We start from the raw sequence: 25,717 nt of genomic DNA on the forward strand, positions 1-25,717 counted from the left end.
AATCAATGAAGGAATAGTTAGCTATTGTATTGATAGCTAAACAGGGTGAACCCAATCAGCTTCCTGTGCCTGGTGGCATGGAAGCTGGCAGATAATCGGTGCATGGCCGCCGTTTTCGACAAACCCTCACTTTTCCAGCGAACCGCCCCCCTGCTGCAGGGTTTTGACGGCCCCCTGGCCTTTGCGGTCTTTTTGCTGGCCTGTGCCGGCCTGTTGATCATGTATTCCTCCGGCTACGACCATGGCAGCCGCTTTGCTGACCATGGCCGCAACATGCTGATTGCCGGGGGCATCATGTTTGTGGTGGCGCAGATCCCGCCACAGCGCCTGATGGCATTCGCCGTCCCGCTCTATGTAGTCGGCGTGGGCCTGCTGGTGGCGGTCGCCATCTTTGGTGTCACCAAAAAGGGCGCGCGTCGCTGGCTCAATGTCGGGGTGGTGATCCAGCCCAGTGAAATCCTGAAGATCGCGATGCCGCTGATGCTGGCCTGGTGGTTCCAGAAGCGCGAAGGGCAGCTCAGGCCGCTGGATTTTCTGGCGGCCGGCCTGTTGCTGGCACTACCCGTCGGGCTCATCATGAAGCAGCCTGACCTGGGGACCTCCCTGCTGGTGCTGGCTGCAGGTCTGGCGGTGATTTTTTTCGCCGGCCTGAGCTGGAAACTGATTGTTCCTCCGGTGCTGCTGGGCCTGGTGGGTGTTTTCCTTGTGGTGTGGTTCGAGCCGCAACTGTGCGCCGACGGTGTGCGCTGGCCCATCCTGCATGACTACCAGCAGCAGCGCATCTGCACGCTGCTCGATCCGTCGCGCGACCCGCTGGGCAAAGGCTTTCACATCATCCAGGGCATGATTGCCATTGGCTCGGGTGGCGTGTTCGGCAAGGGCTTCATGGCCGGCACGCAGACGCACCTGGAGTTCATCCCCGAGCGCACCACCGACTTTATTTTTGCCGCCTATTCCGAAGAGTTCGGCCTGGCTGGCAACCTGCTGCTCATCGCCGGTTTTATCTTCCTGATCCTGCGCGGGCTGGCCATTGCCCTGGAGGCCTCCACGCTGTTTGCGCGCCTGCTGGCCGGTGCGCTGACGATGATTTTTTTCACCTACGCGTTTGTCAACATGGGTATGGTCAGCGGCATCCTGCCGGTCGTGGGGGTTCCGCTGCCCTTTATCAGTTATGGCGGCACCGCCATGGTGACGCTGGGCCTGGCCCTCGGCATATTGATGTCGATTGCCAAGGCCAAACGGCTGGTGCAGACCTGACTGCCTTGAAGGCAAGGATTGGCTGTGTCAAGTAACAGGCGGGGCTTGCCTTCAAGCGACTTGCCGCGTACAAAGGCGCTGGTTAGCTGGATTCCCCCTCATCTTTTTTCAAGGAGTCATGTGATGGCCGGTAAATTTGAGCTCAAGAAGGCAAAAAACGACAAGTATTTCTTCTCCCTGCTGGCGGGCAATGGCCAGAAGATTCTTGCCAGCGAGATGTATGACACTAAAGCCAGTGCGGTCGGCGGCATTGAGTCGGTCAAGAAAAACGCAGCAGACGACGGCCGCTATGAGCGCCTTTCGGGCAAGGACGGCTCACCCTATTTCACGCTGAAGGCGGGCAACGGGCAGGTCATCGGGGTCAGCGAGATGTACGCCAGCGCATCGGCGCGGGATGGCGGCATCGAATCGTGCAAGACCAATGCTCCCGGCGCCGCCACCACGGACCTGACCTGACTGGCCTCTGAGCGGAAGTCCCAACCCGTCCCCGGCCGCAAAACCCTCCTGCGTATGGCCCGGGCGCCGGGGTCGGGTGCTTCGGGGCCAGACTGCCTACAATGGCTGCATGATCTCACTCAAATCCGCCGCCGTGTCCGCTCGTCAAACCAGCGTGGGGGCCGGACCGCTGGCGCGTCCTACGCACGAGTCCACCTCACAGCGTCTTCTCATTGCGCAAAAGCTCCTGCTTGAACCGTTCGGGCTGACTGATGCCGCGCTGAACCGCGCCCTGGGTGAGATCACGTCCCATGGGGTGGATGATGCCGACCTGTACTTCCAGTACACCCGCAGCGAAGGCTGGAGCCTGGAAGAAGGCATTGTCAAAACCGGATCTTTCAGCATCGACCAGGGCGTCGGTGTGCGCGCCGTGAGCGGCGAAAAGACGGCATTCGCCTATTCCGACGACATCTCTGAAGCCTCGCTGCTCGACGCAGCGCGCACCGTGCGCAGCATTTCTGCCGCCAGCAAGGCCGGCCGCGTGAAAACACCGCAGCGAAAAATTGCCAGCAGCCGCTCGCTCTACCAGGACCTGGACCCCATTGCCACGCTGGACAGTACCGCCAAGGTCAAGCTGCTGGAAAAAGTGGAAAAACTCGCCAAAGCCAAAGACCCGCGCATTGTGCAGGTGATGGCCGGACTGGCCAGCGAGTACGACGTGGTGATGGTGGCCCGCGCCGACGGCACGCTGGCCGCCGATGTGCGCCCCCTGGTGCGCCTGAGCGTGACGGTCATTGCCGAGCAAAAGGGCCGCCGTGAGATGGGCTCGGGCGGTGGCGGCGGCCGTTTTGGCCTGGCCTATTTTGACGACGCGCAGATTGCGCAGTATGTGGATGATGCGGTGAAGGCCGCGCTGACCAACCTGGACGCGCGCCCCGCGCCTGCCGGTGAAATGACCGTGGTGCTCGGCCCCGGCTGGCCCGGCATTTTGCTGCACGAAGCGATTGGCCACGGACTGGAAGGCGACTTCAACCGCAAGGGCTCCAGCGCGTTTTCAGGCCGCATTGGCCAGCGCGTTGCTGCCAAAGGCGTGACGGTGCTGGACGACGGCACCATCGCCGACCGCCGCGGCTCGCTCAATGTGGATGACGAAGGCCATGCCAGCCAGCGCAACGTATTGATTGAAGACGGCATCCTGAAGGGCTACATCCAGGACTCGCTTAATGCCCGCCTGATGAAGGTCAAGCCCACCGGCAATGGCCGACGCGAGAGCTACGCCCATGTGCCCATGCCGCGCATGACCAACACCTACATGCTGGGCGGCGACAAGGCGCCTGAAGAGATTGTGGCCAGTATCAAAAAAGGCCTGTACGCCACCAACTTCGGCGGCGGCCAGGTTGACATCACCTCCGGCAAGTTTGTTTTCTCGGCCAGCGAGGCGTTCTGGGTTGAAAACGGCAAGATCCTGTACCCGGTGAAGGGCGCCACGATTGTGGGCAACGGCCCGGATGCGCTGACCCGCGTCACCATGATGGGCAATGACATGCAGCTGGACAGCGGCGTGGGCACCTGCGGCAAGGAAGGCCAGAGCGTGCCGGTGGGTGTCGGCCAGCCGACGCTGCGCATCGACGGGCTGACCGTGGGCGGGACCGCGTAAATTGCCGTCAGAGGCGGTATTTGCGGGCCTTTTTCAGACCTGTGCTACATTCCAACCCATGACTTCAGCGAAATTTTATTTCGGTTACTTTTGGTTCTCAAGCGCCTCCGGCGGTAGAGAGATCTTCGCGTAACCCGAAAAAACGCAACAAATCTCCAAAAACCGCCGGACGCCCGGCGGTTTTTTTTTGCCGTTTTTATTTGAATATTTGAATGTTTGACTGATCCCGAATTGCCTGAATTTTAAAAAGGAAGCCTGCGATGAATGCCAAAGCCACCTCTGCCAGCCCCTCCAGCGACAGCTGGTATGCGAACGTCGAAAAAACCAGCCAGACCGACGACGAACGCATCAAGGACATTACCGTGCTACCTCCCCCAGAGCATCTCATCCGCTTCTTCCCGATCCGCGGCACCGCTGTTGAATCGCTGATCACGCGGACGCGCAAGAGCATTCACAACATCATGGCGGGCAAGGATGACCGCCTGCTGGTGGTGATTGGTCCCTGCTCCATTCATGATCCGGCAGCGGCCCTGGAGTACGCGCGCCGGCTGATGGAGCAGCGCAAGAAATACGCGGGCACGCTGGAGATCGTGATGCGCGTGTACTTCGAGAAGCCACGCACCACGGTCGGCTGGAAAGGGCTGATCAACGACCCCTACCTGGATGAAACCTTCCGCATCGACGAAGGCCTGCGCATCGCGCGCCAGTTGCTGATTGAAATCAACCGGCTGGGCTTGCCGGCGGGCAGCGAGTTCCTGGATGTCATTTCACCGCAGTACATCGGTGACCTGATCTCCTGGGGCGCGATTGGTGCGCGCACCACGGAAAGCCAGGTGCACCGCGAACTGGCCTCCGGCCTGTCGGCGCCCATCGGTTTCAAGAACGGCACCGACGGCAACATCCGCATTGCCACCGACGCCATCCAGGCGGCTGCGCGCGGCCACCACTTTTTGTCGGTGCACAAAAACGGCCAGGTCGCGATTGTGCAAACCAACGGCAACAGGGACTGCCACGTGATTTTGCGTGGCGGCAAGACGCCCAATTACGACGCTGCCAGCGTGGCCGCGGCCTGCAAGGAGCTAGAGGCCTCCAAGTTGCCGGCTACCCTGATGGTCGACTGCAGCCACGCCAACAGCTCCAAGCAGCACGAGAAGCAGGTGGATGTGGCACGTGACATCGCAGGCCAGGTGGCCGGTGGCTCGCATCATGTGTTCGGCCTGATGGTGGAAAGCCACCTGAATTCCGGTGCCCAAAAGTTCACGCCAGGCAAGGACGACGCGCAGGCGCTGGAGTATGGCAAAAGCATCACCGATGCCTGCCTGGGCTGGAACCATTCGCTTGAAGTGCTGGAGTCGCTGTCGGCCGCAGTGCTGGCTCGGCGGGCCAAAAAGTAGGCCAGGCGGCCAAGAGTTGCGCCGGCACTTGCGGGTTTCCGCGAATTGCCGATGCACCTTGCGAAAGCGAACATGGGTCTTCCACCACCGGGAGCCGGCCATGCGCAGCGAAGTCAGGGTGACATTTAAAAACAGCCCGCCCGTGCGCGTGGACCTGCAGGAAGTGCAGCCCATGCCGCACGAAGCGGCCAGGCAGTGGCTGGACAACCAGTTCACCCAGATGGGCTGCGAGCCGCTGCGGCCTACCGGCAAGCTGCTGCTGGCCGACAAGGTCGTGGTGGTGGCCCAGGCCGGCGGCCCGGCTAAATTTGCCGACCCGCAATGGGCGCTGGAGTTTGCCCGCGCAGCCAGTGCATCGCTGGCCAAGCCAGTGGTGCATATTGATGTGGCTGCGCTCAGCATCACTTATTGATCAGGACTGCGGCGCTGGGGCATCGCCCGTTTCGCTGTCCACCGTTCGCGGTCCGAAGGCGATCCGGAATTTCCGACAAGAGTTACTGGCGCTGCCCGTGAGCGCCGTACTTCAGGGCTTGAGCGCTTCCAGCAGCCTCGCGTGAATCCCGCCAAACCCGCCATTGCTCATGCACAGCAAATGGTCGCCCGGCCGGGCTGAGGCTTTGACCTGCGCCACAAGCTGGTCGATGTTGTCAGCGACCTGGGCGCGTGCGCCCATCGGCATCAGCGCAGCGCGCGCATCCCAGTCCAGCCCGCCAGCGTGGCAAAACGCCAGGTCGGCCTGCTCCAGGCTCCAGGGCAGTTGCGCCGTCATGCTGCCCAGCTTCATGGTGTTGCTGCGCGGCTCAAAGATGGCCAGGATGCGGTCTCCGTCTTTTCCGGCCCCCTTGAGCTGTCGGCGCAGGCCGTCCACGGTGGTGTGGATGGCCGTGGGGTGGTGGGCGAAATCGTCGTACACCGTGATGTCGCCACCGTGCGCATGAACCACGCCGCGCACTTCCATGCGGCGCTTGACGTTCTGGAACTCGGCCAGCGCCCGGGCGGCCACTTCGGGTGGCACGCCCACGTGCTCTGCGGCGGCGATGGCGGCCAGGGCATTGAGCTGGTTGTGGACCCCGCTGATGCCCCACTGGACGTGGGCCACTGCCTGGCCGGCCTTGAGCACCTTGAAGTCGTTCGGTTCGCCCTGGGCGGTGAAGCCGCTTTGATTCAGCGGGCTGTTGCCGAAGAGTACCTGCTCACTCCAGCAGCCCTGGGCCAGCACGCGCCGCAGGCTTTCCTCACCGGCATTCACCACGATGCGGCCCTGTGAGGGCACCGTGCGCACCAGGTGTTGAAATTGCCGCTCGATGTCCGCCAGGTCATCAAAGATATCGGCGTGGTCAAACTCCAGGTTGTTCAGAATGGCGGTGCGCGGGCGGTAGTGCACGAACTTGCTGCGCTTGTCAAAAAACGCCGTGTCGTACTCGTCGGCTTCGATCACAAAGGTGTTGCCTTCGCCCAGCCGGGCCGAGACACCAAAATTCAGCGGGACGCCGCCGACCAGGAAGCCCGGTTGCAGCCCCGCTTGCTCGAGGATCCAGGTCAGCATGGCCGTGGTCGTGGTTTTGCCATGGGTACCTGCCACAGCCAGCACATGGCGCGGCCCGGTCGCGTGGTGGGTGGGATGGTGCAGCACATGGCCCGAAAGCCATTGCGGGCCGCTCGTGTAGGGCCGGCCGCTGTTCAGGATGGCTTCCATCAAAGGGTATTTGGGGCTGCCGTCGGGCCCGCGGGCGCGAGACACCACATTGCCGATCACGAACACGTCGGGCCCGAAGGCCAGCTGGTCGGCGCTGTAACCCTCAATCAGTTCAATGCCCAAGCCGCGCAGCTGGTCGCTCATGGGCGGATAAACGCCCGTGTCGCAGCCCGTCACCTTGTGCCCCGCCTCCCGTGCCAGCGCGGCGAGGCCGCCCATGAAGGTGCCGCAAATTCCCAGGATATGTATATGCATGGGGCTGTATTTTAGGCAGGGCTCTCATGGACTTTGTCATCGCCGGGGCTTGCGGGATTCCCGCTTTCAAAAGAAAAATGCCTTCAGCCCATTCGGAGTATCCGGAAGGTGCTATTGATTTGGTAGCAAAATAGCCAACTGTGAACTTTTGGTGCGCATGCGGACCCAACAAAGGCACAATCACCGGGGCTTCCCACTGATTTTCGCTTTCCGATAGCCTGACTCGCCACCTGCGAGTGCTCCCGCCCCTGTGCGGACTTTCTTGTCTCTTCTGTGCTGCCGACCGTGAAACTCAATACCCTCAAATCCGGAATTGCCGCTACGGCCGCTGCGCTGGTGGTGGAGGAGGGGCTGGAATACGGCCCCGCCAAGCGCCGGGCCGTCAAGCAGATGGCCCTGCCCGTGCGCACCGAGCTGCCCGGCAATGACGAACTGGAAGACGCGGTGCGTGAATACATCGCCCTCTTTTGCGCTGACACCCAGCCCGCCGAACTGGCTGCCCTGCGCGAACTGGCCCTGGTCTGGATGAAGCGCATGGTGCAATTCCGGCCTCACCTGGGTGGCGCGGTCTGGCACGGTACGGCCACGCGGCTGTCGGATATCTACATCCAGCTGTTTTGCGACGACCCGAAATCGGCTGAGATCGCCCTGATAGAGCACAACGTGGACTACGAGCCACGCACCGTGAACGGCTTCACCGGCGGCAGCGTGGAAGCCCTGAGTCTGCGAAGTGTATGCAAAGCCCTCAATGAAACCGTCGGCGTGCACCTGATGGTCTACGATCACGACGATTTGCGCGGCGCCCTGAAGCCGGACGCCAAAGGCCGTGCGCCCCGTGGCGATCTCCCGGCAGTGCAAAAATTACTGGCCAGCGCGTAAACGCGCCAGGACCACCTTTTCCGGAGTTTGAAAACAATGAATCGCAGAAATATGCTGTATGGCGGCATTGCCGTAGCGGCCGGCCTGGCCGGCGCGGGAGCTGCCTGGTGGAAATACCGGCCCGATACGGTGGTTCCGCCGGCAGGCGCGGGTGCGGCTGGCAAGGCTGAAGAGACGTACGAAGCCTTTTGGGGTCTGAGCTTTGAGACGCCGGCCGGCGGAAATTTGCCCATGAGCAGCTTCAGGGGCAAGCCGCTGCTGGTGAATTTCTGGGCGACCTGGTGCCCTCCCTGCGTGGAGGAGCTTCCGTTGCTGGACTATTTTTACCAGGAAAACAAGGACAAGGGCTGGCAAACGGTGGGTCTGGCAGTGGATCAGCCCAGCGCGGTACGAAGCTGGCTGCAAACACGGCCGCTGAATTTTCCGGTGGGTATGGCGGGTTTGACGGGTGCCGAGTTGAGCAAGTCGCTCGGCAATCTGGCGGGCGGCCTGCCTTTTTCGGTGATCTTCGGTGCTGCCGGTCAGTTACTGCATCGCAAGATCGGAAAAATCCTGCCCGAAGAGCTGGCGCAATGGGCTCAACTCAAATAGCCTGACCCAGTTGCGATGACGTCGCTGCACTGCTTCCAACTGCCGTGAAATTGTCTATATCTGCGTGTAAATACGGCGTACAGTTGCGATGGGAGTCTCTTTGTGGCCGCAATGCGCACCGCAAAATCGGTTCTTGATCGACGCCGGCTTGAGGTACACTCTGCGCTTTCCCGGGGCAGTCGATGGGCTGCTGCGCGCAATAGTTGACTGATAAGCGTTTTAAAGCTTAAAAGCTGAGAGTAAATGCAAAAAGAACGAAGATCGGCAGCGCCGATTTTCATGGGCTATTCAAGCTGTGTGCTGCCATCCTGGCGCCCAGTATCTACCGTCGTTGGAGCATCTATGGATCTAAGAAAACTCAAGACACTGATCGACCTCGTCTCGGAGTCCAATGTGTCCGAACTTGAGATTACCGAAGCCGAGGGCAAGGTACGCATTGTCAAATCCAGTGGTGCTCCTGTCGTCATGCAGCAGGCTCCCGTCGCCATGGTAGCAGCTCCTGCGCCCGCTCCCGCGAATGGCGTGCCCGCCGTTGAAACCACCGCGCCGGCCGCTCCCGCTGGCCACGCCGTCAAATCACCCATGGTCGGCACCTTTTATCGCTCCGCCAGCCCGGGCGCCAAGCCTTTTGTCGAACTTGGCAGCGTGGTGAAGGAAGGTGACACGATCTGCATCATCGAGGCCATGAAGATCCTCAACGAGATTGAGGCCGACAAGTCCGGCACCATCACCAAGATACTCTCGGAAAACGGCCAGGCTGTGGAATACGGGCAGCCCCTCTTCATCATTGAGTAAGCAGGCTCCAGCCCTCCTTGCCGAACCAGGCCCATCGACGCATGTTCAAAAAAATACTGATCGCCAACCGGGGTGAGATTGCCCTCCGGATCCAGCGTGCCTGCCGGGAACTCGGCGTCAAGGCCGTGATGGTCTACTCCGAGGCCGACCGGGAAGCCAAATACATCAAGCTGGCCGATGAGTCGGTGTGTATCGGTCCCGCCCCTTCCTCCCACAGCTACCTCAACATGCCCGCGATCATCTCGGCGGCCGAGGTCACTGACGCCGAGGCGATTCACCCGGGCTATGGTTTCCTGAGCGAAAACGCCGATTTCGCCGAACGGGTTGAAAAGAGCGGTTTCAAGTTCATTGGCCCCACACCCGAGTCGATTCGCATCATGGGCGACAAGGTGTCGGCCAAGCAGACCATGATCAAGGCGGGTGTTCCCTGCGTGCCTGGTTCCGAGGGTGCACTGCCGGATGACCCCGTGGTCATCAAGCGGATCGCCAAACAGGTCGGCTACCCCGTGATCATCAAGGCCGCCGGCGGCGGCGGTGGCCGCGGCATGCGTGTGGTGCACACCGAAGCGGCCTTGCTCCATGCGGTGCAGACCACCAAGGCCGAAGCCGGTGCGGCGTTCGGCAATCCCGAGGTCTACATGGAGAAATTCCTGCAGAATCCGCGACACGTCGAAATCCAGATCCTGGCCGATCAGCACAGGAACGCGGTCTGGCTTGGCGAGCGCGACTGCTCCATGCAGCGGCGCCACCAGAAGGTCATTGAAGAGGCGCCGGCGCCGGGCATTCCGCGCAAGCTGATAGAAAAAATCGGCGAGCGCTGCGTGGCTGCCGTCAAGAAAATCAACTACCGTGGTGCCGGCACCTTCGAATTTCTCTACGAGAACGGCGAGTTTTATTTCATCGAAATGAACACCCGCGTGCAGGTGGAGCATCCGGTGACGGAGTGGATCACGGGCGTGGACATCGTGAAAACCCAGATCATGGTGGCCGCCGGCGAAAAGCTGCCCTTTTTGCAGCGCGACATCCAGTTCAAGGGCCATGCGATCGAATGCCGCATCAACGCGGAAGATCCCTACAAGTTCATCCCTTCACCAGGGCGTATCACGACCTGGCACACGCCGGGCGGCCCCGGGGTGCGGGTGGACTCGCATATTTATGCCAACTACTTCGTGCCGCCCAACTACGACTCCATGATCGGCAAGATCATCGTTCACGGGGACACGCGCGAGCAGGCCCTGGCGCGCATGCGCACGGCGCTGGCCGAGACCGTGGTGGAAGGCATCAACACCAACATCCCGCTGCACCGCGAACTCATGGTGGACGCCAAATTCATGGACGGCGGCACCAACATCCACTACCTCGAAGAGTGGCTGTCCAAGCGTGACCGATAGCTTGAGTTTCACTGCAATGAAAGATCGTGTGACCTTGCGCCGCGCCGGGCCGCCCCAGGCAAGCCCAGCCCCCTCGGGGGGCAGAGAGCTACACGGAGTGAGCGAACGTGGGGGCAAAAAATCACCATGAGCCTGTTCGAACTGATTCTGCTGGCGCCCGTTGATGAGATAGAGACGCTCAGCGAGGCGCTGGATGCGCTGGATGCGCTCAGTGTGTCGGTGGAAGACGCGGACGCCCAGACACCTGCCGAGCAGGCGCTCTTTGGCGAGCCCGGCATGCCACCACCGAAGGCCGGCTGGGAGCGCTCGCGCGTGGTGTCGCTGTTTGCCTCCGAGGCCCTGGCGCGGGACGCCGCCTCCGTCCTTACTGCCCAGGATTTTTTTGCGGGCTGCCAGCTGGTGGCGATTCAGGCCGTGCCCGAGCAGGATTGGGTCCGGCTCACGCAGTCGCAGTTCACGCCAGTAGAAATTACGCCTGAATTCTGGATCGTGCCGACCTGGCACGAACCGCCTGAACAGGCAAAGCAGCTCATCCGTCTGGATCCGGGCCTGGCGTTTGGCACGGGCACCCACCCCACCACCCGCATGTGCCTGCGCTGGATTGCCGGCCAGGGCGCGGCGAACAAGCCATTGGCCCGTGTACTCGACTATGGCTGTGGCTCGGGCATTCTGGCTATTGGCGCTGCCAAGTTTGGGGCGGTCGATATTGATGCCGTCGATATTGACGAAGCCGCTGTCGAGTCCACACGCGCCAACGCCGAGGCCAACCATGTCACCCTGAATGCCGGCTTGCCTGACAAGGCGGTGGGTGCCTACCAGACCGTGCTTGCGAATATTCTGGCGACGCCGCTGAAAGTGCTGGCGCCGCTGCTGTGCTCACATGTTCAAAAGGGCGGGAGTCTGGTGCTCGCCGGCATTCTGGAGCGCCAGGCCGACGAACTTAAGGCGGCCTATCAGCCTTATTGCCAGCTCCAGGTGCTCGACCAGGAAGAGGGCTGGATCCTGATGGGCGCGCGGTTTTAAGCCCCGTCAATCAGATGCCGTTCGGCCGGCCTGCCGGCAACGACCCCCTACAATACGGCGCTAGATGAGCCTGATTACCCGCTGCCCCGCGTGCGGCACGATGTTCAAGGTCGTGACCGATCAACTCAAAGTCTCTCAGGGCTGGGTACGGTGCGGGCATTGTGCTGAAGTGTTTGATGCCTCAGTGCACCTGCTGCCGGGGGAAGCGGCGGGGCTGCCGCCCTCGGCTTTCACCCCCGATCAGGAGCCAGTGTTCCGGGTGGCAGCTTCGACGCTGGACACCCACGAGCCGGCGCAGGCGAGCGAATCGACAGCGGATCCTTCCTGGGCACCCGCCCGGGCGTTTGCCGACAGGGTGCCGCTGACTCCTTTTCTTTCCGGGCAGGACGCGCAGGAACACGACAGCATCGCCGATTTTGATCCCGCCAGCTGGAAGCTGGCGCTTCACGAGCGCCAGCAGCTCGACAGCGAGCCCGCTCAGGCCAATGTCGAGCCAGAGGACACGCCGCCGCGCCGGCCGGATCTGGTGCATACGGCGACTGCGGAGGAGGCCGAATTCGAGTCTTCGGAAATACCGGCTTCCGGGATTTCGGACGATGTTTCCTTTGTTCGTGCTGCGCGGCGCCGGGCCTTCTGGAAAACGCCGGTAGCACGCTGGTCACTTGGTGTACTGGCTCTTTTGCTGATGACCGCGCTGGCGATTCAATGGCTGGTACAGCAAAAAGACAACCTGGCCGCGCTGGACCCTCGGCTCGGTTCCCTGCTGCAGACGGTTTGCGGGCAGTTGCGCTGTGAAATTCGCGCGCCGCGCCATATCGACTCCCTGGTGATCGACAGCTCGAGCTTCAACAGAATCGGCCCGGATGCGTACCGCCTCAGTTTTGTCCTCAAGAATACGGGAACCATTCCGCTGGAAGTACCCTCTCTGGAAGTCACCCTGACCGATACCCAGGACCGGGCGGTGGTACGCCGCGTCCTGACACCCGCGCAGTTTGGCGCGACCGCCACCACGCTGGGCGCCCGCTCGGAACTGGCCGGCGCCCTGAGCATGAAAGTGGCGGGGGACGGTGTTCGCAGTGCCTCGCCGGCGCCGTCATCCACATCACCGGCGTCTTGGCGTGTGGCCGGTTACCGAGTCCTTGCTTTCTACCCCTGATGACCCTCTTACCCCTGATTGAATCGAGAACTGAATGTCTGCTGTGATTTGTGGCTCCCTGGCGTTTGACACCATCATGACCTTTGAGGGTCGCTTTTCCGAGCAGATCCTGCCGGACCAGTTGCACATTCTCAACGTCTCTTTTCTGGTGCCGGCCCTGCGCCGTGAATTCGGCGGCTGCGCGGGCAATATTGCCTACAGCCTGCGGCAGCTCGGCGGTGTTCCCTTGCCCATGGCCACGGTCGGCAGCGACGGGGCCGACTATGTGGCGCGCATGAATACGCTGGGTATCAGCACGGAGTTTGTGCGCCAGGTTGGCGATACCTACACCGCGCAGGCCATGATCATGACCGACCGCGATAACAACCAGATCACGGCCTTTCACCCCGGCGCGATGATGCAAGCCCACATCAGCCGCATCGACGCGCGCAGCGATATCAAGCTCGGCATCATTTCACCGGACGGGCGTGACGCCATGCTGCAGCATGCCGAGCAATTCAAGGCGGCGGGTATTCCCTTTGTCTTCGACCCGGGTCAGGGTCTGCCCATGTTTGACGGCAAAGAGCTGGCCCATTTTGTCGAACTGGCGACCTGGGTCGCGGTCAACGATTACGAAGCCAGAATGCTGAGCGACCGCACGGGCCTGTCCTGCGCCGAGATGTCCCGGCGGGTGCAGGGCCTGGTTGTGACCTTGGGCGCGGAGGGCTGCGAGATCTGGATCGACGGTGAGAAGACGCTGGTGCCTTCGGTGAAAGCTGAAACGGTGGTCGATCCGACTGGCTGTGGCGACGCCTTTCGGGGCGCGCTGCTGTATGGGCTGGAGCAGGGCTGGTCGCTGGCCCGTTGCGCGGCGCTGGGCAACCGGGTCGGCGCGCACAAGATCGCGACGCGGGGCGGCCAGAATTACACGCTGACTGCCGCTCAGACAGGTGGTTAGTTAGTCCAAGGGGAGCGGGGTCTGATTGGCTCCTGAAAGCATGGCAATCGATCTCCTTGCTTTCATGTCCCGGGAATGAAATGTCAGGATGACGGGATGGCCGCCACCAGGTCGTCCCAGGCGGCCCGGCTTGCCACGGCTGCGCTCACCCGCAATTGCTTGCGCCTTGATGTTTCTCCACGCACCGGCGTGATAGCATTTTGGGGAACCCCCAGGCTATGGGCCAGCCATCTGATCAGCGCCTGATTGGCCTTGCCGTCTACCGGCGGCACCTGCAGCCGCAGGCGCAACGCCAGCTGGCCGGGTTCGCCATGCAGGCCCACGGGCTGTGTTTTGGCGGCATTGGGAACTACATGCACATCCACCAGCACATCGCCGTTCTTTTCAATCCGCAGAAAGGGCGCGTCAGGCGGTATGGTAGCCATGGTGATGGTTTGACGGCTGGATCAGCAGGGGCGGGCAGGTGGTAGTGGCTGGAAGGTGGTCGGCATGAAAAAAGCCCGATATCTTGCGACATCGGGCTTTGAGCAGAATTACCTTACTGCTTAGGGCTTGCTGGCTGTCGGAAACGGCCAGGCAGCTTGCGGGTTCAGAGTCGTCTGAGCCGCAGGGGCAGCCGCTACAGCGGGTGCAGCAGGTTTCTTCGCGGCTTTCTTCGCAGCGGGTTTTTTCGCTGCTTTCTTGGCGGCGGGTTTTTTCGCAGCGGGCTTCTTGGCTACCTTTTTCGCTACCTTCTTGGCAGCAGGTTTTTTCGCAGCAGCTTTTTTCGCAGCTGGCTTTTTGGCCGCTACTTTCTTCGCTGGGGCCTTTTTCGCTGGCGCTTTTTTCGCAGCTGGCTTTTTGGCCGCTACTTTTTTCGCTGGCGCTTTTTTGGCCGGAGCTTTTTTGGCTGCTACTTTCTTAGCAGGTGCTTTTTTTGCCGCTACTTTTTTAGCCGGCGCTTTCTTCGGAGCAGCTTTTTTAGCCGCAGGTTTTTTCGCAGTTGCCATAGTTTTCTCCTTGATCACATTGCAAAGAGCACTTCACGTTTGGAGTACGCGAAGCGATTCACGGCGTTGGGTCTTCGGATAACCGGCCCAGCGCCGCGAACACAGGAGCAAAGCCCAACGCGCACTCTGCGGTAGCGTCATTGGTCATTGCAATTCTAGAAATCATTATTTTTTTACGTGTCTTGCGTCATTCAGTCCGGGATCAATCCCACGACAGGGCGCCGCCTGACTGGTACTCGATCACACGGGTCTCGAAGAAATTGCGTTCTTTTTTCAGGTCGATCATTTCGCTCATCCATGGAAACGGATTCTCCTCGTTGGGGAAGAGAGTTTCAAGTCCAATTTGCGTGGCTCGGCGATTGGCGATGTAGCGCAGGTAGCCTTTGAACATGGAGGCATTGAGTCCGAGCACGCCGCGGGGCATGGTGTCCTCGGCGTAGCGGTACTCCAGCTCCACGGCCTTGAGGAACAGGGCCTTGATCTCGGCCTTGAACTCGGCGGTCCAGAGGTGGGGGTTCTCGAGCTTGAGCTGGTTGATCAGGTCGATGCCGAAATTGCAGTGCATGGACTCGTCGCGCAGGATGTACTGGTACTGCTCGGCCGCACCCGTCATCTTGTTCTGGCGGCCGAGCGCCAGGATCTGCGTGAAGCCGACATAGAAGAACAGGCCTTCCATCAGGCAGGCAAACACGATCAGGGACTTGAGCAGGGTCTGGTCAGCTTCGGTGGTACCGGTCTTGAAGTGGGGGTCGGAAATGACTTCAATGAACGGGATCAGGAACTGGTCCTTGTCCTTGATGGATTGCACCTCGTTGTAGGCGTTGAAGATTTCAGCCTCGTCCAGGCCCAGCGACTCGGTGATGTACTGGTAGGCGTGGGTGTGAATGGCTTCCTCGAAGGCCTGGCGCAGCAGAAACTGGCGGCACTCGGGCGCCGTGATGTGGCGGTAGGTGCCCAGCACGATGTTGTTGGCAGCCAGTGAGTCGGCAGTGACAAAGAAACCGAGGTTGCGCTTGACCAGGCGACGCTCGTCCTCGGTCAATCCGTTCGGGTCTTTCCACAGTGCAATGTCGCGTGTCATGTTGACTTCCTGCGGCATCCAGTGGTTGGCGCAGGTCGCCAGGTACTTCTCCCAGGCCCATTTGTATTTGAACGGTACCAGCTGATTGACGTCGGTCTGGCCGTTGATGATGCGTTTGTCTGAAGCCTTGACGCGCAGCGCGGTTGGCGGTGTGCCGCTCACTGCAGGTGCCGCTTGAGCCGCTGGCGCAGCCGGAGCGTAAGCGCCATCGTGCAGCATGCGCACCTGGGCTTGAGGCTCATCGGAAGAAAGAGGCGGAAGTTCCATCGAGCGGCTGTCGGTCGAGCCGCTGGCATGAGATTTTTGCAGCGATGGTTTGACTTCTTCGTCCCAGGTCAACATAAAGGTTTCCAATTCTTTGGGATTATGAAAGCAGCGATACAAAATGAAAAGTGTTCATTCACATCGCTGTAAATTAGTGTTGCTCAATTACATCGAATCACACCATCAAATCGTGCGGAGAATTTCACCGCACGACTCGATGTTTTTTTATTGGCACGCCTCGCAACCGGGATCGTCGATCGCGCAGAACTTGATGTCGGTTGCCGGCGATGCATTCATCTGTGCTTGCGCTGCCGCAGCTGCCACTTCAAGCGCGCTCTTGCCGCTGCCCGATGCTTCGGGGCCCGAGGACACCGAGTTCATCTTGCCCGCCTTGACCGTCGATTTCTCGGCGTGTGTGGCACCCATGGTGCGCAGGTAGTAAGTGGTTTTCAATCCACGCAACCAGGCCAGCTTGTAGGTGTCATCGAGCTTTTTGCCAGAGGCGCCGGCCATGTAGATGTTGAGAGACTGCGCCTGGTCAATCCATTTCTGGCGGCGGGCAGCGGCTTCAACAATCCATGACGTTTCCACTTCAAATGCCGTGGCGTAAAGCGCCTTGATTTCCTGCGGCACCCGGTCAACCGGGCGAAGCGAGCCATCGAAGTGCTTGAGATCGACAACCATCACGTCGTCCCACAGGCCGAGCCGCTTCAGATCACGCACCAGGTAGTGGTTGATGACGGTGAACTCGCCGGACAGGTTGGACTTGACCGAGAGGTTGCCGAAGCAGGGTTCGATGCAGGCGTCCACCCCGATGATGTTGGAGATGGTGGCCGTCGGGGCAATGGCGACGCAGTTGGAGTTGCGCATGCCGTCCTGGGCAATCTTTTGGCGCAGGGCATCCCAGTCCAGGGTGGCGGAACGGTCGACTTCCACATAACCGCCGCGCTCTTCGGCCAGCATGTCCAGCGTGTCGAGCGGCAGGATGCCTTTGTCCCAAAGCGATCCCTTGTAGCTGGCGTATTTGCCGCGCTCCTTGGCGAGCTCGGTCGAAGCCCAGTAGGCGTGGTAGCAGACCGCCTCCATGGACTTGTCGGCAAACTCGACCGCTTCTTGGGAGGCGTAGGGCACGCGCAGTTCATACAGGCAGTCCTGGAAGCCCATGATCCCCAGGCCCACAGGGCGGTGGCGCATGTTGGAGTCGCGTGCTTTCTTGACCGCGTAGTAGTTGATGTCGATCACGTTGTCCAGCATGCGCATGGCCGTGGTGATGGTCTTCTTCAGCTTGTCATGGTCAATCGCGCCGTCCTTCAGGTGCTGGACCAGATTGACGGAGCCGAGGTTGCAGACGGCGGTTTCGGTGTCGCTGGTATTGAGCGTGATCTCGGTGCACAGGTTGGAGGAGTGCACCACGCCGGCGTGCTGCTGCGGGGAGCGCACATTGCAGGCATCCTTGAAGGTGATCCAGGGATGGCCGGTCTCGAACAGCATCGACAGCATCTTGCGCCACATGTCGGTGGCCTGCAGCTTGCGGGCAGGCTTGATCTCGCCACGCTCGGCCCTGGCTTCATAGGCGGTGTAGATCTTTTCGAACTCCTTGCCGAACTTGTCGTGCAGGTCGGGTGTGTCCGATGGCGAGAACAGCGTCCAGGTGCCTTTTTCCATCACGCGGCGCATGAAGAGGTCAGGGATCCAGTTGGCTGTGTTCATGTCGTGCGTGCGCCGGCGGTCGTCGCCGGTGTTTTTGCGCAGTTCCAGGAACTCTTCAATATCCAGGTGCCAGGTTTCCAGGTAGGCGCAGACCGCGCCCTTGCGCTTGCCACCCTGGTTGACCGCGACGGCCGTGTCGTTGACGACTTTCAGGAAGGGAACGACGCCCTGGGACTCGCCGTTGGTGCCCTTGATGTGGGCACCCAGGGCGCGCACAGGTGTCCAGTCGTTGCCCAGCCCGCCGGCAAACTTGGAGAGCAGGGCGTTTTCCTTGATGGCGTCGTAAATGCCGCCCAGATCATCGGCTACCGTGGTGAGGTAGCAGGACGACAGCTGCGAACGCAGGGTGCCGGCATTGAACAGGGTGGGCGTGCTCGACATGAAGTCGAACGACGAGAGGATTTCGTAAAACTCGATGGCGCGCGCTTCACGGTCGATTTCGCCCAGCGACAGGCCCATGGCCACGCGCATGAAGAACGCCTGCGGCAGTTCGATGCGCTGTTTGCGCACATGCAGGAAATAGCGGTCAAACAGGGTCTGCAGGCCGAGGTAGTCAAACTTCAGGTCGCGCTCCGGCTTGAGCGCCGCGCCCAGCCGGGCCAGGTCAAACTGCTGCAGCTTTTCGTCGAGCAGTTCGTTCTGCACACCTTTGGCGATGAACTTCGGAAAATACTCTGCATAGCGGGAGTGCATTTCTTCCTGGCTGACTTCTTCGCCCAGGACTTCCCGGCGGATGGTGTGCATCAGCAGGCGTGCGGTGGCGTAGGTGTAGTCAGGGTCTTTTTCGATCAGGGTGCGGGCCGCGAGGATGGACGCCTTGTAGACCTCGTCGATGGGCACGCCGTCGTAGAGGTTGCGCATGGTCTCGGCAACAATCGGGTCGGGTTTGACATCGGCGCCCAGGTTGGCGCAGGACGCTTCAATCAGGGCCTGCAGATTGCGCACGTCCAGTGCGACCCGTTGGCCCCCGTCCGTCACATGCAGCATGGGGGCTTCGGGCGCCGGGGTCTGCGGCTGGCGGGCGCGTTCCTGGCTGCGCTTTTCGCGGTACAACACGTAGGCGCGGGCGATTTCATGGTGGCCTCCGCGCATCAGGCCCAACTCGACCTGGTCCTGTACATCCTCAATATGAAAGGTTCCGCCGCCCGGGCGGGAGCGCATCAGGGCCCGGATGACGGCCTGGGTCAGGCCGTCGACGGTTTCGCGGACACTGGCCGAAGCGGCTCCCTGCGTGCCATGCACGGCCAGGAAGGCCTTCATCATGGCCACGGCAATCTTGTTGGGCTCGAACGGAACCACGGAACCATTGCGGCGAATGATCTGGTAGTGGGCGAGCGGGTTGGTTGGCGCGCTGCTGTCGTTGCTGACCGGATTGCCGGCCAGGCCGCCCGATGTGACGGGCACTGTGTGTTGTGCTGTTTGCATGGCTTCCTCTTTGCTTTGTTTGTTTTATGGCTGGTTTGATGTGGTGTTCAGGGTGATGCTGGTTCGCTGAAGGCTGGTCAGATCGGTAAGCTGATTTCTTGGCGATATCCTTCGTGATATTTCCGTCCTGATCCGCCCGAATTACATCAAACTGAATCAGGGCTAAGACACTATACCTAGGGTCCAAGTGGAATACAAGCCACTACCTGTAGTGTATCGCCGACTGAATTCGCTTTTGCGTATGGAGGCCATTTTCAGGCTGTTTTTGCGTCCCGGAATGGCGGCAGGTTTGATGCTGCAACGCCGTGAAAGCCTTGTCAAATCAGGCTTTGGAAAGACAGATGGAGCACTGGCGTGCTTTTTCGCAGACTTCCTTCTGTCAAGGCCGGCGAATCCTCGATGGGTAAAAATACCGCGAATTTTTCAGCCACCCGATGCATTTTCATCGTGGGGCTGCCGCCCCCAAATCCGCTCAGTCGATTGCGGGAAAATACCTATCGGGTGCGGCCAGTGAGCGTTGCAGCAAGGGCCAGTCAAAACCCGGGCCGGGGTCCTGCTTGCGCCCTGCCGCAATGTGTTCGTGCCCCGCAATGTGGGCGATGGGATAGGCCTGAAGGAGCGCCGCGCACAATCCCGCCAGGGTCTCGTACTGGCGTGCTTCAAAGGTGCTGCCCTCCAGTCCTTCCAGTTCAATGCCGATGGAGTCGTCGTTGCAGTTGCTGCGTCCCCGGTAGCGGGACTCGCCGGCATGCCACGCACGGTCTTGGCAAGCCACAAATTGCCATAGCGCGCCTGCGCGGGTGATGAAAAAGTGAGACGAAACCTGCAGGCCGCGAATGCCCTGGAAGTAAGGGTGCGCTTCCCAGTCGAGCTGGTTGGTGAAGAGGCGCTGCACGTTGCCGTTGCCGAATTCCCCGGGTGGCAGGCTGATGGAATGAATGACGATCAGGTCAATGTGTGCGCCGCCGGGTCGCGGGCCGTAATTGGGTGACGCCAGCGTGCGGGCAAAGCGGTACCAGCCGTCCCGCCACAAGGCCGGGCTGGCAGCCGGCGTGCCGTCCGGCTCAGGCTGACTCATCGGATGCGTCATCGCCGCCGGGTGTCTCGATGTTCAGACGGGCAATGCGGTAGCGGATCTGGCGCAGGCTCAGCCCCAGTTTGGAGGCGGCAGCGGTGCGGTTAAACCCGGTCTCCTGCAGCACCTTGGAGAGGATGCTTCGCTCCTGCTGGTCGAGAAACGCCTGCAGATTTTCCGGAACCGCCACGAAATCCTGGGGGGGGGCCTCGAAATGCAGGTCATTGCCTTCGCCGAGCGCCACCGCGCGGTGCAGGATGTTTTCCAGCTCCCTGACATTGCCGTCAAAGGGATGCGAGCGCAGCTGCTCCATCACCGCGCCGGTGAGCTCAGGCACAGCGAGCCCCGACTCCTTGCAGATTCTTGACAGCAGGGCCTGGCAAAGTGCCGGCAGGTCTTCGCGCCGCTCGCGCAGCGGCGGCACACCGATTTCGATCACGTTGAGCCGGTAATACAGATCCTGCCGGAAGGCGCCTGCCTGAACCTGCGCGCCCAGCTCTTTGTGTGTGGCGCTGACGATGCGGACATCTACCGTGTCTTCCTGGGGGGAGCCCAGCGGCCGCACCGAGCGTTCCTGGATCGCCCGCAGCAGCTTTGATTGCATGGCCAGCGGCAGGTCACCGATCTCATCGAGAAACAGGGTTCCCCCCTTGGCGGCCTGAAAGTAGCCTTGCCGGTCCTGCGTCGATCCGGTGTAGGCACCTTTGCGGGCGCCAAAAAACTCGGCTTCAAGCAGGTTTTCAGGAATGGCGCCGCAGTTGACGGCCACAAAGGGACCGGCCGCACGGTGGCTGCAGGCGTGCACCGCGCGTGCGACCAGTTCCTTGCCCGTGCCGGATTCTCCCTGTATCAGCACCGGTGCCATGCTGCCAGCTACCTTGACGATGCGCGACTTGACGGCCCGCATCACCGCCGATTCGCCCACCAGTTTTTGCAGGATGGCTGACGCCGACTTGTCAGATTTTTCCGACTTGGTTGAGGTGGCCGCGGTCGGTCCCGGGCCCAGCTCGCCAAGACCGCTATCGCCCGCGGCGGGTCGCGACAGGTTCTGCGTGCCCAGGATGGCCGACGCCACGACGCTGCGGAACTGTTTCAGGTCAACGGGTTTGGTCAGGTAGTCGAACGCGCCAGCCTTGAGGGCTTCCACCGCATTTTCGGCAGAGCCGTGCGCCGTGATGATCACGCAGCGTTCCGCGCGTTGCTGGGCCACCAGCTCACGCAGCAGCTCCAGTCCCAACCCGTCGGGCAGGCGCATGTCGGTAATGACTGCATCGAAGCGCTTGCTCTCAAGCTGCTCGCGCGCCTGCAACAAATCGCCGGCCGCTTCCACCCGATAACCTTCGCGAAGCAGGGTCAGCTCGTACAGGGTGCGCAGGTCCGGCTCGTCATCGACGACAAGAATATGGGCGGGTGAGGTGGGGGGTATTTGCATGCTTAGGGTATGCGTAGGGTCTCAGGCAGGCATTGTGTCAAAAGAACCCCGGGGGGTGCCGAGAAGCTGTGGCGCCGGCTTGAAGATGACAAAAAACTCGTTGCCCTCGGTGGCGTGGCGTGCCACCCGCTGGTAGCCAATCAGGGCGCCGTAACGCTCGCACAATTCCCGGCAGATGTAAAGGCCCAGCCCGCTGGAGCGGCTCTCGGAGGAGAAAAAAGGTTCGAACAAATGGGTCTCGACCGTTGCTTCCAGCGGTTGGCCGTCACTCCAGACCGCCAGCCGGACCTCGCCTCCCGTCATCACCCGGGTGGCTACTTCCATCGAGTGCGCGGACGCGCTGGCGTAACGCAGGGCGTTATCCAGCAGGTTGACCATCAGGCGCCGCAGGTGCTCGGCCTCGAACCAGACCGATGTCTGGGCCGCGTTCAGGGTTACGCCCAAGCGCTGCGCTGCCCCGGTCTGGCTGGCCCAGTCGGTGGCGATTTGAGCAACCGTGTCGTCCAGCATCAGCATCGTCGTTTGCGGCGCGGGTGCCTGTTCCTGGGCCCGCGAGATGTTCAGGACCTCGTCGACAATTTTGGCCAGGCGCTGCGCGTTTTGGCTGACCAGCGCGGTGAGCTGGCGGTGGCCGGCATCCTGCAGATCTTCTTCCAGCAGGGCGTTGGCCTGCGAAATGGCCGCCAGCGGATTCCTGATTTCGTGGGCCACCGCAGCGGACATGCGCCCCATGGCTGCCATTTTTTCGGTACGCACACGTGCTTCCATTTCACGCAGGTCCTCGAGAAACATCACGCACAGGCTTTCGTGCGTGCCGTTTTGCGAGGCCGCCAGCCGGGTGCGCACATGCAGCCGCCTTGCGCTGCGGGCTGGAAATTCGAGCCGGATGTCCGCTTCCTGGGGCGATTGCGTGGCAAATGTCTGGTGCATCAGGTCCGCAAGGGGTTGCCAGGCGCTCTCCGTGGCCAGCATGAACGGCGCGTTGCGAATGGCCTTGCGCATGAACAGCAGCCGCCTGGAGGCGGGGTTCGCCGAGCGCACGACGCCATTGACGTCAACCACCAGCACGCCGTCGGTCAATGCTTCAATGACCAGTTCGTTGACCTGGGTCTGCATGCGGGCCGCTGACTGGCTGGCTTTGGCGCGTTGCTCTTCCCGCGCCAGGCGCAGCGCCAGCTGGTTGGCCAGCAGCGCCACCAGGAAGAACCCCGAGCCGCTCAGGCCGGCCTGAAGAAAGCGCGCATTGAAGTCCCCCGGGGTTTGCAGCGAAGTCCACCAGGCATCGACGAGCAGCAACAGCGTGACGCTGGCAGCCGTGCCGAAGGCCAGCAGAATCGGCCCGAGAATCGACGACAGAAGCACCGGCAGTGCGAACAGCGGGGTGTAATTGATGCCGCCCGATTGCAGGAATTCCAGCAGGGAAAAGGTGATCACGTCCACCCCGATGGTGGCCAGCCAGTGTGCGTCAAACGTGCGGCCCGGTGGCCGGGGCTGGGCCCAAAGCCGCACGGCCAGCGTCGCACACAGGTAGGCGATGCACACGGCGACGGGCCAGCGGTTGCTGCTGTTGCCCAAGGCGTGGATGACAGCCTGCAGGACCACCAGCACGCCGGCCGTGGCGACACGCGCCGTCATGAAAACGCGCCAGAGGCGGCCGAAGGAGCTGAATTCAGGTTCGAACTCCCAGGCTCCGGAGGCCTTTTCCGCCGTCTCAAACCATTGGGAGGGTGTCGTCATCTAGCCTCCGGCCTCACGGCGGTGCGCATCACTGCAGTAGATGCCGCCCCTGGACCCGATCAGGGCCTCGGACCGGGGCAGGTGCACATGGCAAACCTCGCAGGCCACCATCTCCGTGACCTCGTTGGCCGGGCGCGGGGGGCTGGGCGGACGAGTCGTGTTGGCTTCATTTTTTTCAGCCTGCCGGTTGTGGCGCCAGAGCCAGAAAACCACCAGCACAAGGGCCGCGACCAGCAGGTATTTCATGCACGCCTCAGGATGACTTCAAGTACAAAACTCGACCCTGCATAGCCCAGCAGCAGCAGGCCTGCGCCGAGGTACAGCACGCGAACCGCCTTGCGGCCGCGCCAGCCCAGACGGGCGCGGCCGGCCAGAAGCCCTGCAAAGGTCAGCCAGGACAGCACGGAGAAAATCGTTTTGTGGTTCCACATCCGGACCATGCCCGGGCCGTACAGGGTTTCGGCAAACAACCAGCCCACCAGCAGTGTTGCCGACAGCAGCACGAAACCGGCTTCGACGAAGCGAAAGGTGAGGCGTTCCAGCGTGAGCAGCGGCACACCAGCATCGGTTGGCGCGGCCTGGCGCATGGAGCGCTCCGACCGGCTCATCAGCCAGCCATGCACCACTGCCGCCGCAAACAGGCCATAGGATGCAATGCCGAGCGCCCAGTGCAGCGGCAGCCAGGGCGAGGCAATGCGGTGGTAGCTGGTGCCGGGGAAAAGCAGCGACAAAATGACCGCGGCGCTGCCCAGTCCTGCCAGTGCCCAGTGGGCCTGGAGCTGCGGAAACAGGCTGCTTTCAATCGCGTAGACGGTGAGCACCAGCCAGACGGTCATGGAAAGGGCGGGCGCAAAACCAAAACGCGGCGGATCTCCAAGCAGTCCGTTGGCCAGAGCCAACGCGTGCAGCAGCCATGCCGCCAGCAAAATTCCGCGAATGGTCGCCGGGCTCAGGCGGGGGGGGGCCAGCGCCAGGGTTGCATAGGCCAGAGCGGCGCCTATTGCCGCCCCAAGACCCCACCACGCACTGAAAGCTAAAATCATGGCTACAGTTTAGCCCGTAGTGCTTTCTTTCCTCTCCTCTTTCCTTTCCTAATTGCTCCATGTTTGTGGAGCCTGCTCATGGCCTCAGCCCTTACCGACAAACTCTCCCGCCTCGTCAAGGAAATGCGAGGCCAGGCCCGCATCACCGAATCCAATGTGCAGGACATGTTGCGCGAGGTGCGCATGGCGCTGCTCGAAGCCGACGTGGCCCTGCCGGTGGTGCGCGACTTCATCGCCCGCGTCAAGGACAAGGCCCTTGGCCAGGAGGTGATGGGTTCGCTGTCTCCCGGCCAGGCCCTGGTGGGCATCGTCAACCGCGAGCTGGCGGCGACCATGGGCGAGGGCGTCAGCGACATCAACCTGGCGGCGCAACCGCCCGCGGTGATCCTGATGGCCGGCCTGCAGGGCGCGGGCAAGACCACCACCACGGCCAAGCTGGCCAAGCACCTGATTGAAAAGCGCAAGAAAAAAGTCCTGACGGTGTCCGGCGACGTCTACCGGCCTGCCGCCATAGAGCAGCTCAAGACCGTGACGGCGCAGGCCGGTGCCGAATGGTTCCCGAGCACGCCCGACCAGAAGCCCGTCGACATTGCCAAGGCCGCGATCGACTACGCACGCAGGCATTTCTTTGACGTGCTGCTCGTCGACACGGCCGGCCGCCTGGCCATTGACGAAGCCCTGATGAAGGAAATCAGGGAGTTGCACGCGGCGCTCAACCCGGTTGAAACGCTGTTCGTCGTCGATGCCATGCAGGGGCAGGACGCGGTCAACACGGCCAAGGCCTTCAAGGAAGCGTTGCCGCTGACCGGCATCATTCTGACCAAGACTGACGGCGACTCGCGCGGCGGTGCGGCCCTGAGCGTGCGGCAGATCACCGGCGCACCGATCAAGTTCTCCGGCACCAGCGAGAAAATCGACGGCCTGGAGGTGTTTGATGCCGAGCGGCATGCCGGCCGCATCCTGGGCATGGGTGACATCGTCGCGCTGGTCGAACAGGTCGCGGCAGGCGTTGATGTGGCTGCGGCGCAAAAGCTGGCCGCCAAGATCAAGTCGGGCGATGGTTTTGACCTGAATGATTTCCTGAGCCAGCTCCAGCAGATGAAAAACATGGGCGGCTTGTCCAGCCTGCTCGAGAAGCTGCCGGCGCAGATGGCTGCCAAGGCCGGTCAGGTGGACATGGACAAGGCTGAACGCGACATCAAGCGCAAGGAAGGCATCATCCAGAGCATGACGCCGCTGGAGCGCCGCAAGCCCGAACTCATCAAGGCCACCCGCAAGCGCCGCATCGCGGCCGGCTCGGGCGTGCAGGTTCAGGAGGTCAACCGCCTGCTCAACGAGTTTGAGCAGATGCAGGGCATGATGAAAAAGATGAAGGGCAGCGGCATGATGAAGATGATGAAGCGCATGGGCGGCATGAAGGGCATGCCGAAGTTCTGACGCTCCGGGCTTGAGCCGGGTTTATATAAAAACGCCGCTAGGCCAATGAGTAAAAACG

23 protein-coding genes are annotated in these 25,717 nt (G+C 61.6%); 13 read left to right on the forward strand and 10 right to left on the reverse strand.

All coding sequences use genetic code 11. The features are described from left to right. Positions 1-102 precede the first annotated feature (102 nt). The 5 genes from rodA (at position 103) to BPRO_RS05410 (ending at position 5,155) form a co-directional block, all read left to right on the forward strand. Entirely contained in the window at positions 103-1,257 is a 1,155-nt protein-coding gene (gene rodA / locus BPRO_RS05390) for a rod shape-determining protein RodA (protein ID WP_011482045.1), read from the forward strand. A 123-nt stretch (positions 1,258-1,380) separates the two neighbouring features. Beyond that, the gene (locus BPRO_RS05395; protein WP_011482046.1) at positions 1,381-1,713 is read left to right on the forward strand and encodes a YegP family protein; all 333 of its coding nucleotides are present in this window, start codon (positions 1,381-1,383) and stop codon (positions 1,711-1,713) included. A 109-nt stretch (positions 1,714-1,822) separates the two neighbouring features. Beyond that, positions 1,823-3,349, forward strand: coding sequence for a metalloprotease TldD (gene tldD, locus BPRO_RS05400; RefSeq protein ID WP_232291497.1), 1,527 nt, complete (start codon positions 1,823-1,825; stop codon positions 3,347-3,349). A 260-nt stretch (positions 3,350-3,609) separates the two neighbouring features. Next, complete coding sequence (locus BPRO_RS05405; RefSeq protein WP_011482048.1) at positions 3,610-4,743, forward strand: 3-deoxy-7-phosphoheptulonate synthase; 1,134 nt, start codon at positions 3,610-3,612, stop codon at positions 4,741-4,743. Between the two features lie 100 nt (positions 4,744-4,843). Beyond that, positions 4,844-5,155: a hypothetical protein gene (locus tag BPRO_RS05410; RefSeq protein WP_011482049.1), complete on the forward strand. Its 312-nt coding sequence runs from the start codon at positions 4,844-4,846 to the stop codon at positions 5,153-5,155. Positions 5,156-5,266: 111 nt separating this feature from the next. Here the strand turns inward: BPRO_RS05410 and mpl are convergent, their stop codons facing one another. After that, the gene (gene mpl / locus BPRO_RS05415; protein ID WP_011482050.1) at positions 5,267-6,694 is read right to left on the reverse strand and encodes a UDP-N-acetylmuramate:L-alanyl-gamma-D-glutamyl-meso-diaminopimelate ligase; all 1,428 of its coding nucleotides are present in this window, start codon (positions 6,692-6,694) and stop codon (positions 5,267-5,269) included. Between the two features lie 285 nt (positions 6,695-6,979). On the opposite strand from mpl, the gene BPRO_RS05420 reads away from it, so the two are divergent. The 7 genes from BPRO_RS05420 (at position 6,980) to BPRO_RS05450 (ending at position 13,466) form a co-directional block, all read left to right on the forward strand. Beyond that, on the forward strand, positions 6,980-7,573 hold the full coding sequence (locus tag BPRO_RS05420) for a hypothetical protein (protein ID WP_157045735.1): 594 nt from the start codon (positions 6,980-6,982) through the stop codon (positions 7,571-7,573). A gap of 36 nt (positions 7,574-7,609) precedes the next feature. Beyond that, complete coding sequence (locus tag BPRO_RS05425; RefSeq protein ID WP_011482052.1) at positions 7,610-8,164, forward strand: TlpA disulfide reductase family protein; 555 nt, start codon at positions 7,610-7,612, stop codon at positions 8,162-8,164. A 342-nt stretch (positions 8,165-8,506) separates the two neighbouring features. Next, a complete protein-coding gene (accB, locus tag BPRO_RS05430) occupies positions 8,507-8,959 on the forward strand; it encodes an acetyl-CoA carboxylase biotin carboxyl carrier protein (RefSeq protein WP_011482053.1) in 453 nt (150 codons plus the stop codon). A gap of 41 nt (positions 8,960-9,000) precedes the next feature. Continuing rightward, positions 9,001-10,350 (forward strand): acetyl-CoA carboxylase biotin carboxylase subunit, encoded by a 1,350-nt coding sequence (gene accC, locus BPRO_RS05435; protein ID WP_011482054.1) that lies wholly within the window; start codon positions 9,001-9,003, stop codon positions 10,348-10,350. Positions 10,351-10,482: 132 nt separating this feature from the next. Then, positions 10,483-11,373: a 50S ribosomal protein L11 methyltransferase gene (gene prmA, locus BPRO_RS05440; RefSeq protein WP_041389269.1), complete on the forward strand. Its 891-nt coding sequence runs from the start codon at positions 10,483-10,485 to the stop codon at positions 11,371-11,373. 64 nt (positions 11,374-11,437) lie between these two features. Then, positions 11,438-12,529: a DUF3426 domain-containing protein gene (locus BPRO_RS05445; protein ID WP_011482056.1), complete on the forward strand. Its 1,092-nt coding sequence runs from the start codon at positions 11,438-11,440 to the stop codon at positions 12,527-12,529. A 34-nt stretch (positions 12,530-12,563) separates the two neighbouring features. Beyond that, the gene (locus BPRO_RS05450; RefSeq protein WP_011482057.1) at positions 12,564-13,466 is read left to right on the forward strand and encodes a carbohydrate kinase family protein; all 903 of its coding nucleotides are present in this window, start codon (positions 12,564-12,566) and stop codon (positions 13,464-13,466) included. Between the two features lie 83 nt (positions 13,467-13,549). On the opposite strand, the gene BPRO_RS05455 is transcribed toward BPRO_RS05450, so the two are convergent. The 9 genes from BPRO_RS05455 to BPRO_RS05495 all read right to left on the reverse strand — a co-directional run bounded on the left by BPRO_RS05455 (position 13,550) and on the right by BPRO_RS05495 (position 24,222). Then, a complete protein-coding gene (locus tag BPRO_RS05455) occupies positions 13,550-13,891 on the reverse strand; it encodes a DUF167 domain-containing protein (RefSeq protein WP_011482058.1) in 342 nt (113 codons plus the stop codon). A gap of 120 nt (positions 13,892-14,011) precedes the next feature. After that, positions 14,012-14,455 carry a histone H1-like DNA-binding protein gene (locus BPRO_RS28420; RefSeq protein ID WP_011482059.1) on the reverse strand — a complete coding sequence of 148 codons (444 nt, stop codon included), beginning with the start codon at positions 14,453-14,455 and terminating at the stop codon, positions 14,012-14,014. A gap of 202 nt (positions 14,456-14,657) precedes the next feature. Beyond that, positions 14,658-15,878: a ribonucleotide-diphosphate reductase subunit beta gene (locus tag BPRO_RS05465; RefSeq protein ID WP_011482060.1), complete on the reverse strand. Its 1,221-nt coding sequence runs from the start codon at positions 15,876-15,878 to the stop codon at positions 14,658-14,660. Positions 15,879-16,025: 147 nt separating this feature from the next. Further along, a complete protein-coding gene (locus BPRO_RS05470) occupies positions 16,026-18,935 on the reverse strand; it encodes a ribonucleoside-diphosphate reductase subunit alpha (RefSeq protein WP_011482061.1) in 2,910 nt (969 codons plus the stop codon). A gap of 472 nt (positions 18,936-19,407) precedes the next feature. Next, positions 19,408-20,013, reverse strand: a complete 606-nt coding sequence (gene ampD, locus BPRO_RS05475; RefSeq protein ID WP_011482063.1) for a 1,6-anhydro-N-acetylmuramyl-L-alanine amidase AmpD — start codon at positions 20,011-20,013, stop codon at positions 19,408-19,410. Next, positions 20,000-21,442, reverse strand: a complete 1,443-nt coding sequence (locus BPRO_RS05480; protein WP_011482064.1) for a sigma-54-dependent transcriptional regulator — start codon at positions 21,440-21,442, stop codon at positions 20,000-20,002. Before BPRO_RS05480 ends, ampD begins: the two co-directional genes overlap by 14 nt. Before the next feature lie 21 nt (positions 21,443-21,463). Next, entirely contained in the window at positions 21,464-23,179 is a 1,716-nt protein-coding gene (locus tag BPRO_RS05485; protein ID WP_011482065.1) for a sensor histidine kinase, read from the reverse strand. Further along, positions 23,180-23,425 (reverse strand): PP0621 family protein, encoded by a 246-nt coding sequence (locus tag BPRO_RS05490; protein WP_041388420.1) that lies wholly within the window; start codon positions 23,423-23,425, stop codon positions 23,180-23,182. Beyond that, positions 23,422-24,222, reverse strand: a complete 801-nt coding sequence (locus BPRO_RS05495) for a cytochrome C assembly family protein (protein WP_011482067.1) — start codon at positions 24,220-24,222, stop codon at positions 23,422-23,424. The genes BPRO_RS05490 and BPRO_RS05495 overlap by 4 nt, the downstream gene beginning before the upstream one ends. Before the next feature lie 78 nt (positions 24,223-24,300). Here BPRO_RS05495 and ffh point away from each other — a divergent pair, with 78 nt between their 5' ends. Beyond that, positions 24,301-25,659 (forward strand): signal recognition particle protein, encoded by a 1,359-nt coding sequence (ffh, locus tag BPRO_RS05500; protein WP_011482068.1) that lies wholly within the window; start codon positions 24,301-24,303, stop codon positions 25,657-25,659. Positions 25,660-25,717: the final 58 nt, after the last annotated feature.

Source organism: Polaromonas sp. JS666, assembly GCF_000013865.1.
Classification (GTDB): Bacteria; Pseudomonadota; Gammaproteobacteria; order Burkholderiales; family Burkholderiaceae_C; genus Polaromonas.

Excerpts from the sequence above, each read along its gene's own strand:
- rodA (WP_011482045.1), top strand. The coding sequence starts at position 103 with ATGGCCGCCGTTTTCGACAAACCCTCACTTTTCCAGCGAACCGCCCCC.
- BPRO_RS05395 (WP_011482046.1), top strand. The coding sequence starts at position 1,381 with ATGGCCGGTAAATTTGAGCTCAAGAAGGCAAAAAACGACAAGTATTTC.
- tldD (WP_232291497.1), top strand. The coding sequence starts at position 1,823 with ATGATCTCACTCAAATCCGCCGCCGTGTCCGCTCGTCAAACCAGCGTG.
- BPRO_RS05405 (WP_011482048.1), top strand. The coding sequence starts at position 3,610 with ATGAATGCCAAAGCCACCTCTGCCAGCCCCTCCAGCGACAGCTGGTAT.
- BPRO_RS05410 (WP_011482049.1), top strand. The coding sequence starts at position 4,844 with ATGCGCAGCGAAGTCAGGGTGACATTTAAAAACAGCCCGCCCGTGCGC.
- mpl (WP_011482050.1), bottom strand. The coding sequence starts at position 6,694 with ATGCATATACATATCCTGGGAATTTGCGGCACCTTCATGGGCGGCCTC.
- BPRO_RS05425 (WP_011482052.1), top strand. The coding sequence starts at position 7,610 with ATGAATCGCAGAAATATGCTGTATGGCGGCATTGCCGTAGCGGCCGGC.
- accB (WP_011482053.1), top strand. The coding sequence starts at position 8,507 with ATGGATCTAAGAAAACTCAAGACACTGATCGACCTCGTCTCGGAGTCC.
- accC (WP_011482054.1), top strand. The coding sequence starts at position 9,001 with ATGTTCAAAAAAATACTGATCGCCAACCGGGGTGAGATTGCCCTCCGG.
- BPRO_RS05445 (WP_011482056.1), top strand. The coding sequence starts at position 11,438 with ATGAGCCTGATTACCCGCTGCCCCGCGTGCGGCACGATGTTCAAGGTC.
- BPRO_RS05450 (WP_011482057.1), top strand. The coding sequence starts at position 12,564 with ATGTCTGCTGTGATTTGTGGCTCCCTGGCGTTTGACACCATCATGACC.
- BPRO_RS05455 (WP_011482058.1), bottom strand. The coding sequence starts at position 13,891 with ATGGCTACCATACCGCCTGACGCGCCCTTTCTGCGGATTGAAAAGAAC.
- BPRO_RS28420 (WP_011482059.1), bottom strand. The coding sequence starts at position 14,455 with ATGGCAACTGCGAAAAAACCTGCGGCTAAAAAAGCTGCTCCGAAGAAA.
- BPRO_RS05465 (WP_011482060.1), bottom strand. The coding sequence starts at position 15,878 with ATGTTGACCTGGGACGAAGAAGTCAAACCATCGCTGCAAAAATCTCAT.
- BPRO_RS05470 (WP_011482061.1), bottom strand. The coding sequence starts at position 18,935 with ATGCAAACAGCACAACACACAGTGCCCGTCACATCGGGCGGCCTGGCC.
- ampD (WP_011482063.1), bottom strand. The coding sequence starts at position 20,013 with ATGAGTCAGCCTGAGCCGGACGGCACGCCGGCTGCCAGCCCGGCCTTG.
- BPRO_RS05480 (WP_011482064.1), bottom strand. The coding sequence starts at position 21,442 with ATGCAAATACCCCCCACCTCACCCGCCCATATTCTTGTCGTCGATGAC.
- BPRO_RS05485 (WP_011482065.1), bottom strand. The coding sequence starts at position 23,179 with ATGACGACACCCTCCCAATGGTTTGAGACGGCGGAAAAGGCCTCCGGA.
- BPRO_RS05490 (WP_041388420.1), bottom strand. The coding sequence starts at position 23,425 with ATGAAATACCTGCTGGTCGCGGCCCTTGTGCTGGTGGTTTTCTGGCTC.
- BPRO_RS05495 (WP_011482067.1), bottom strand. The coding sequence starts at position 24,222 with ATGATTTTAGCTTTCAGTGCGTGGTGGGGTCTTGGGGCGGCAATAGGC.
- ffh (WP_011482068.1), top strand. The coding sequence starts at position 24,301 with ATGGCCTCAGCCCTTACCGACAAACTCTCCCGCCTCGTCAAGGAAATG.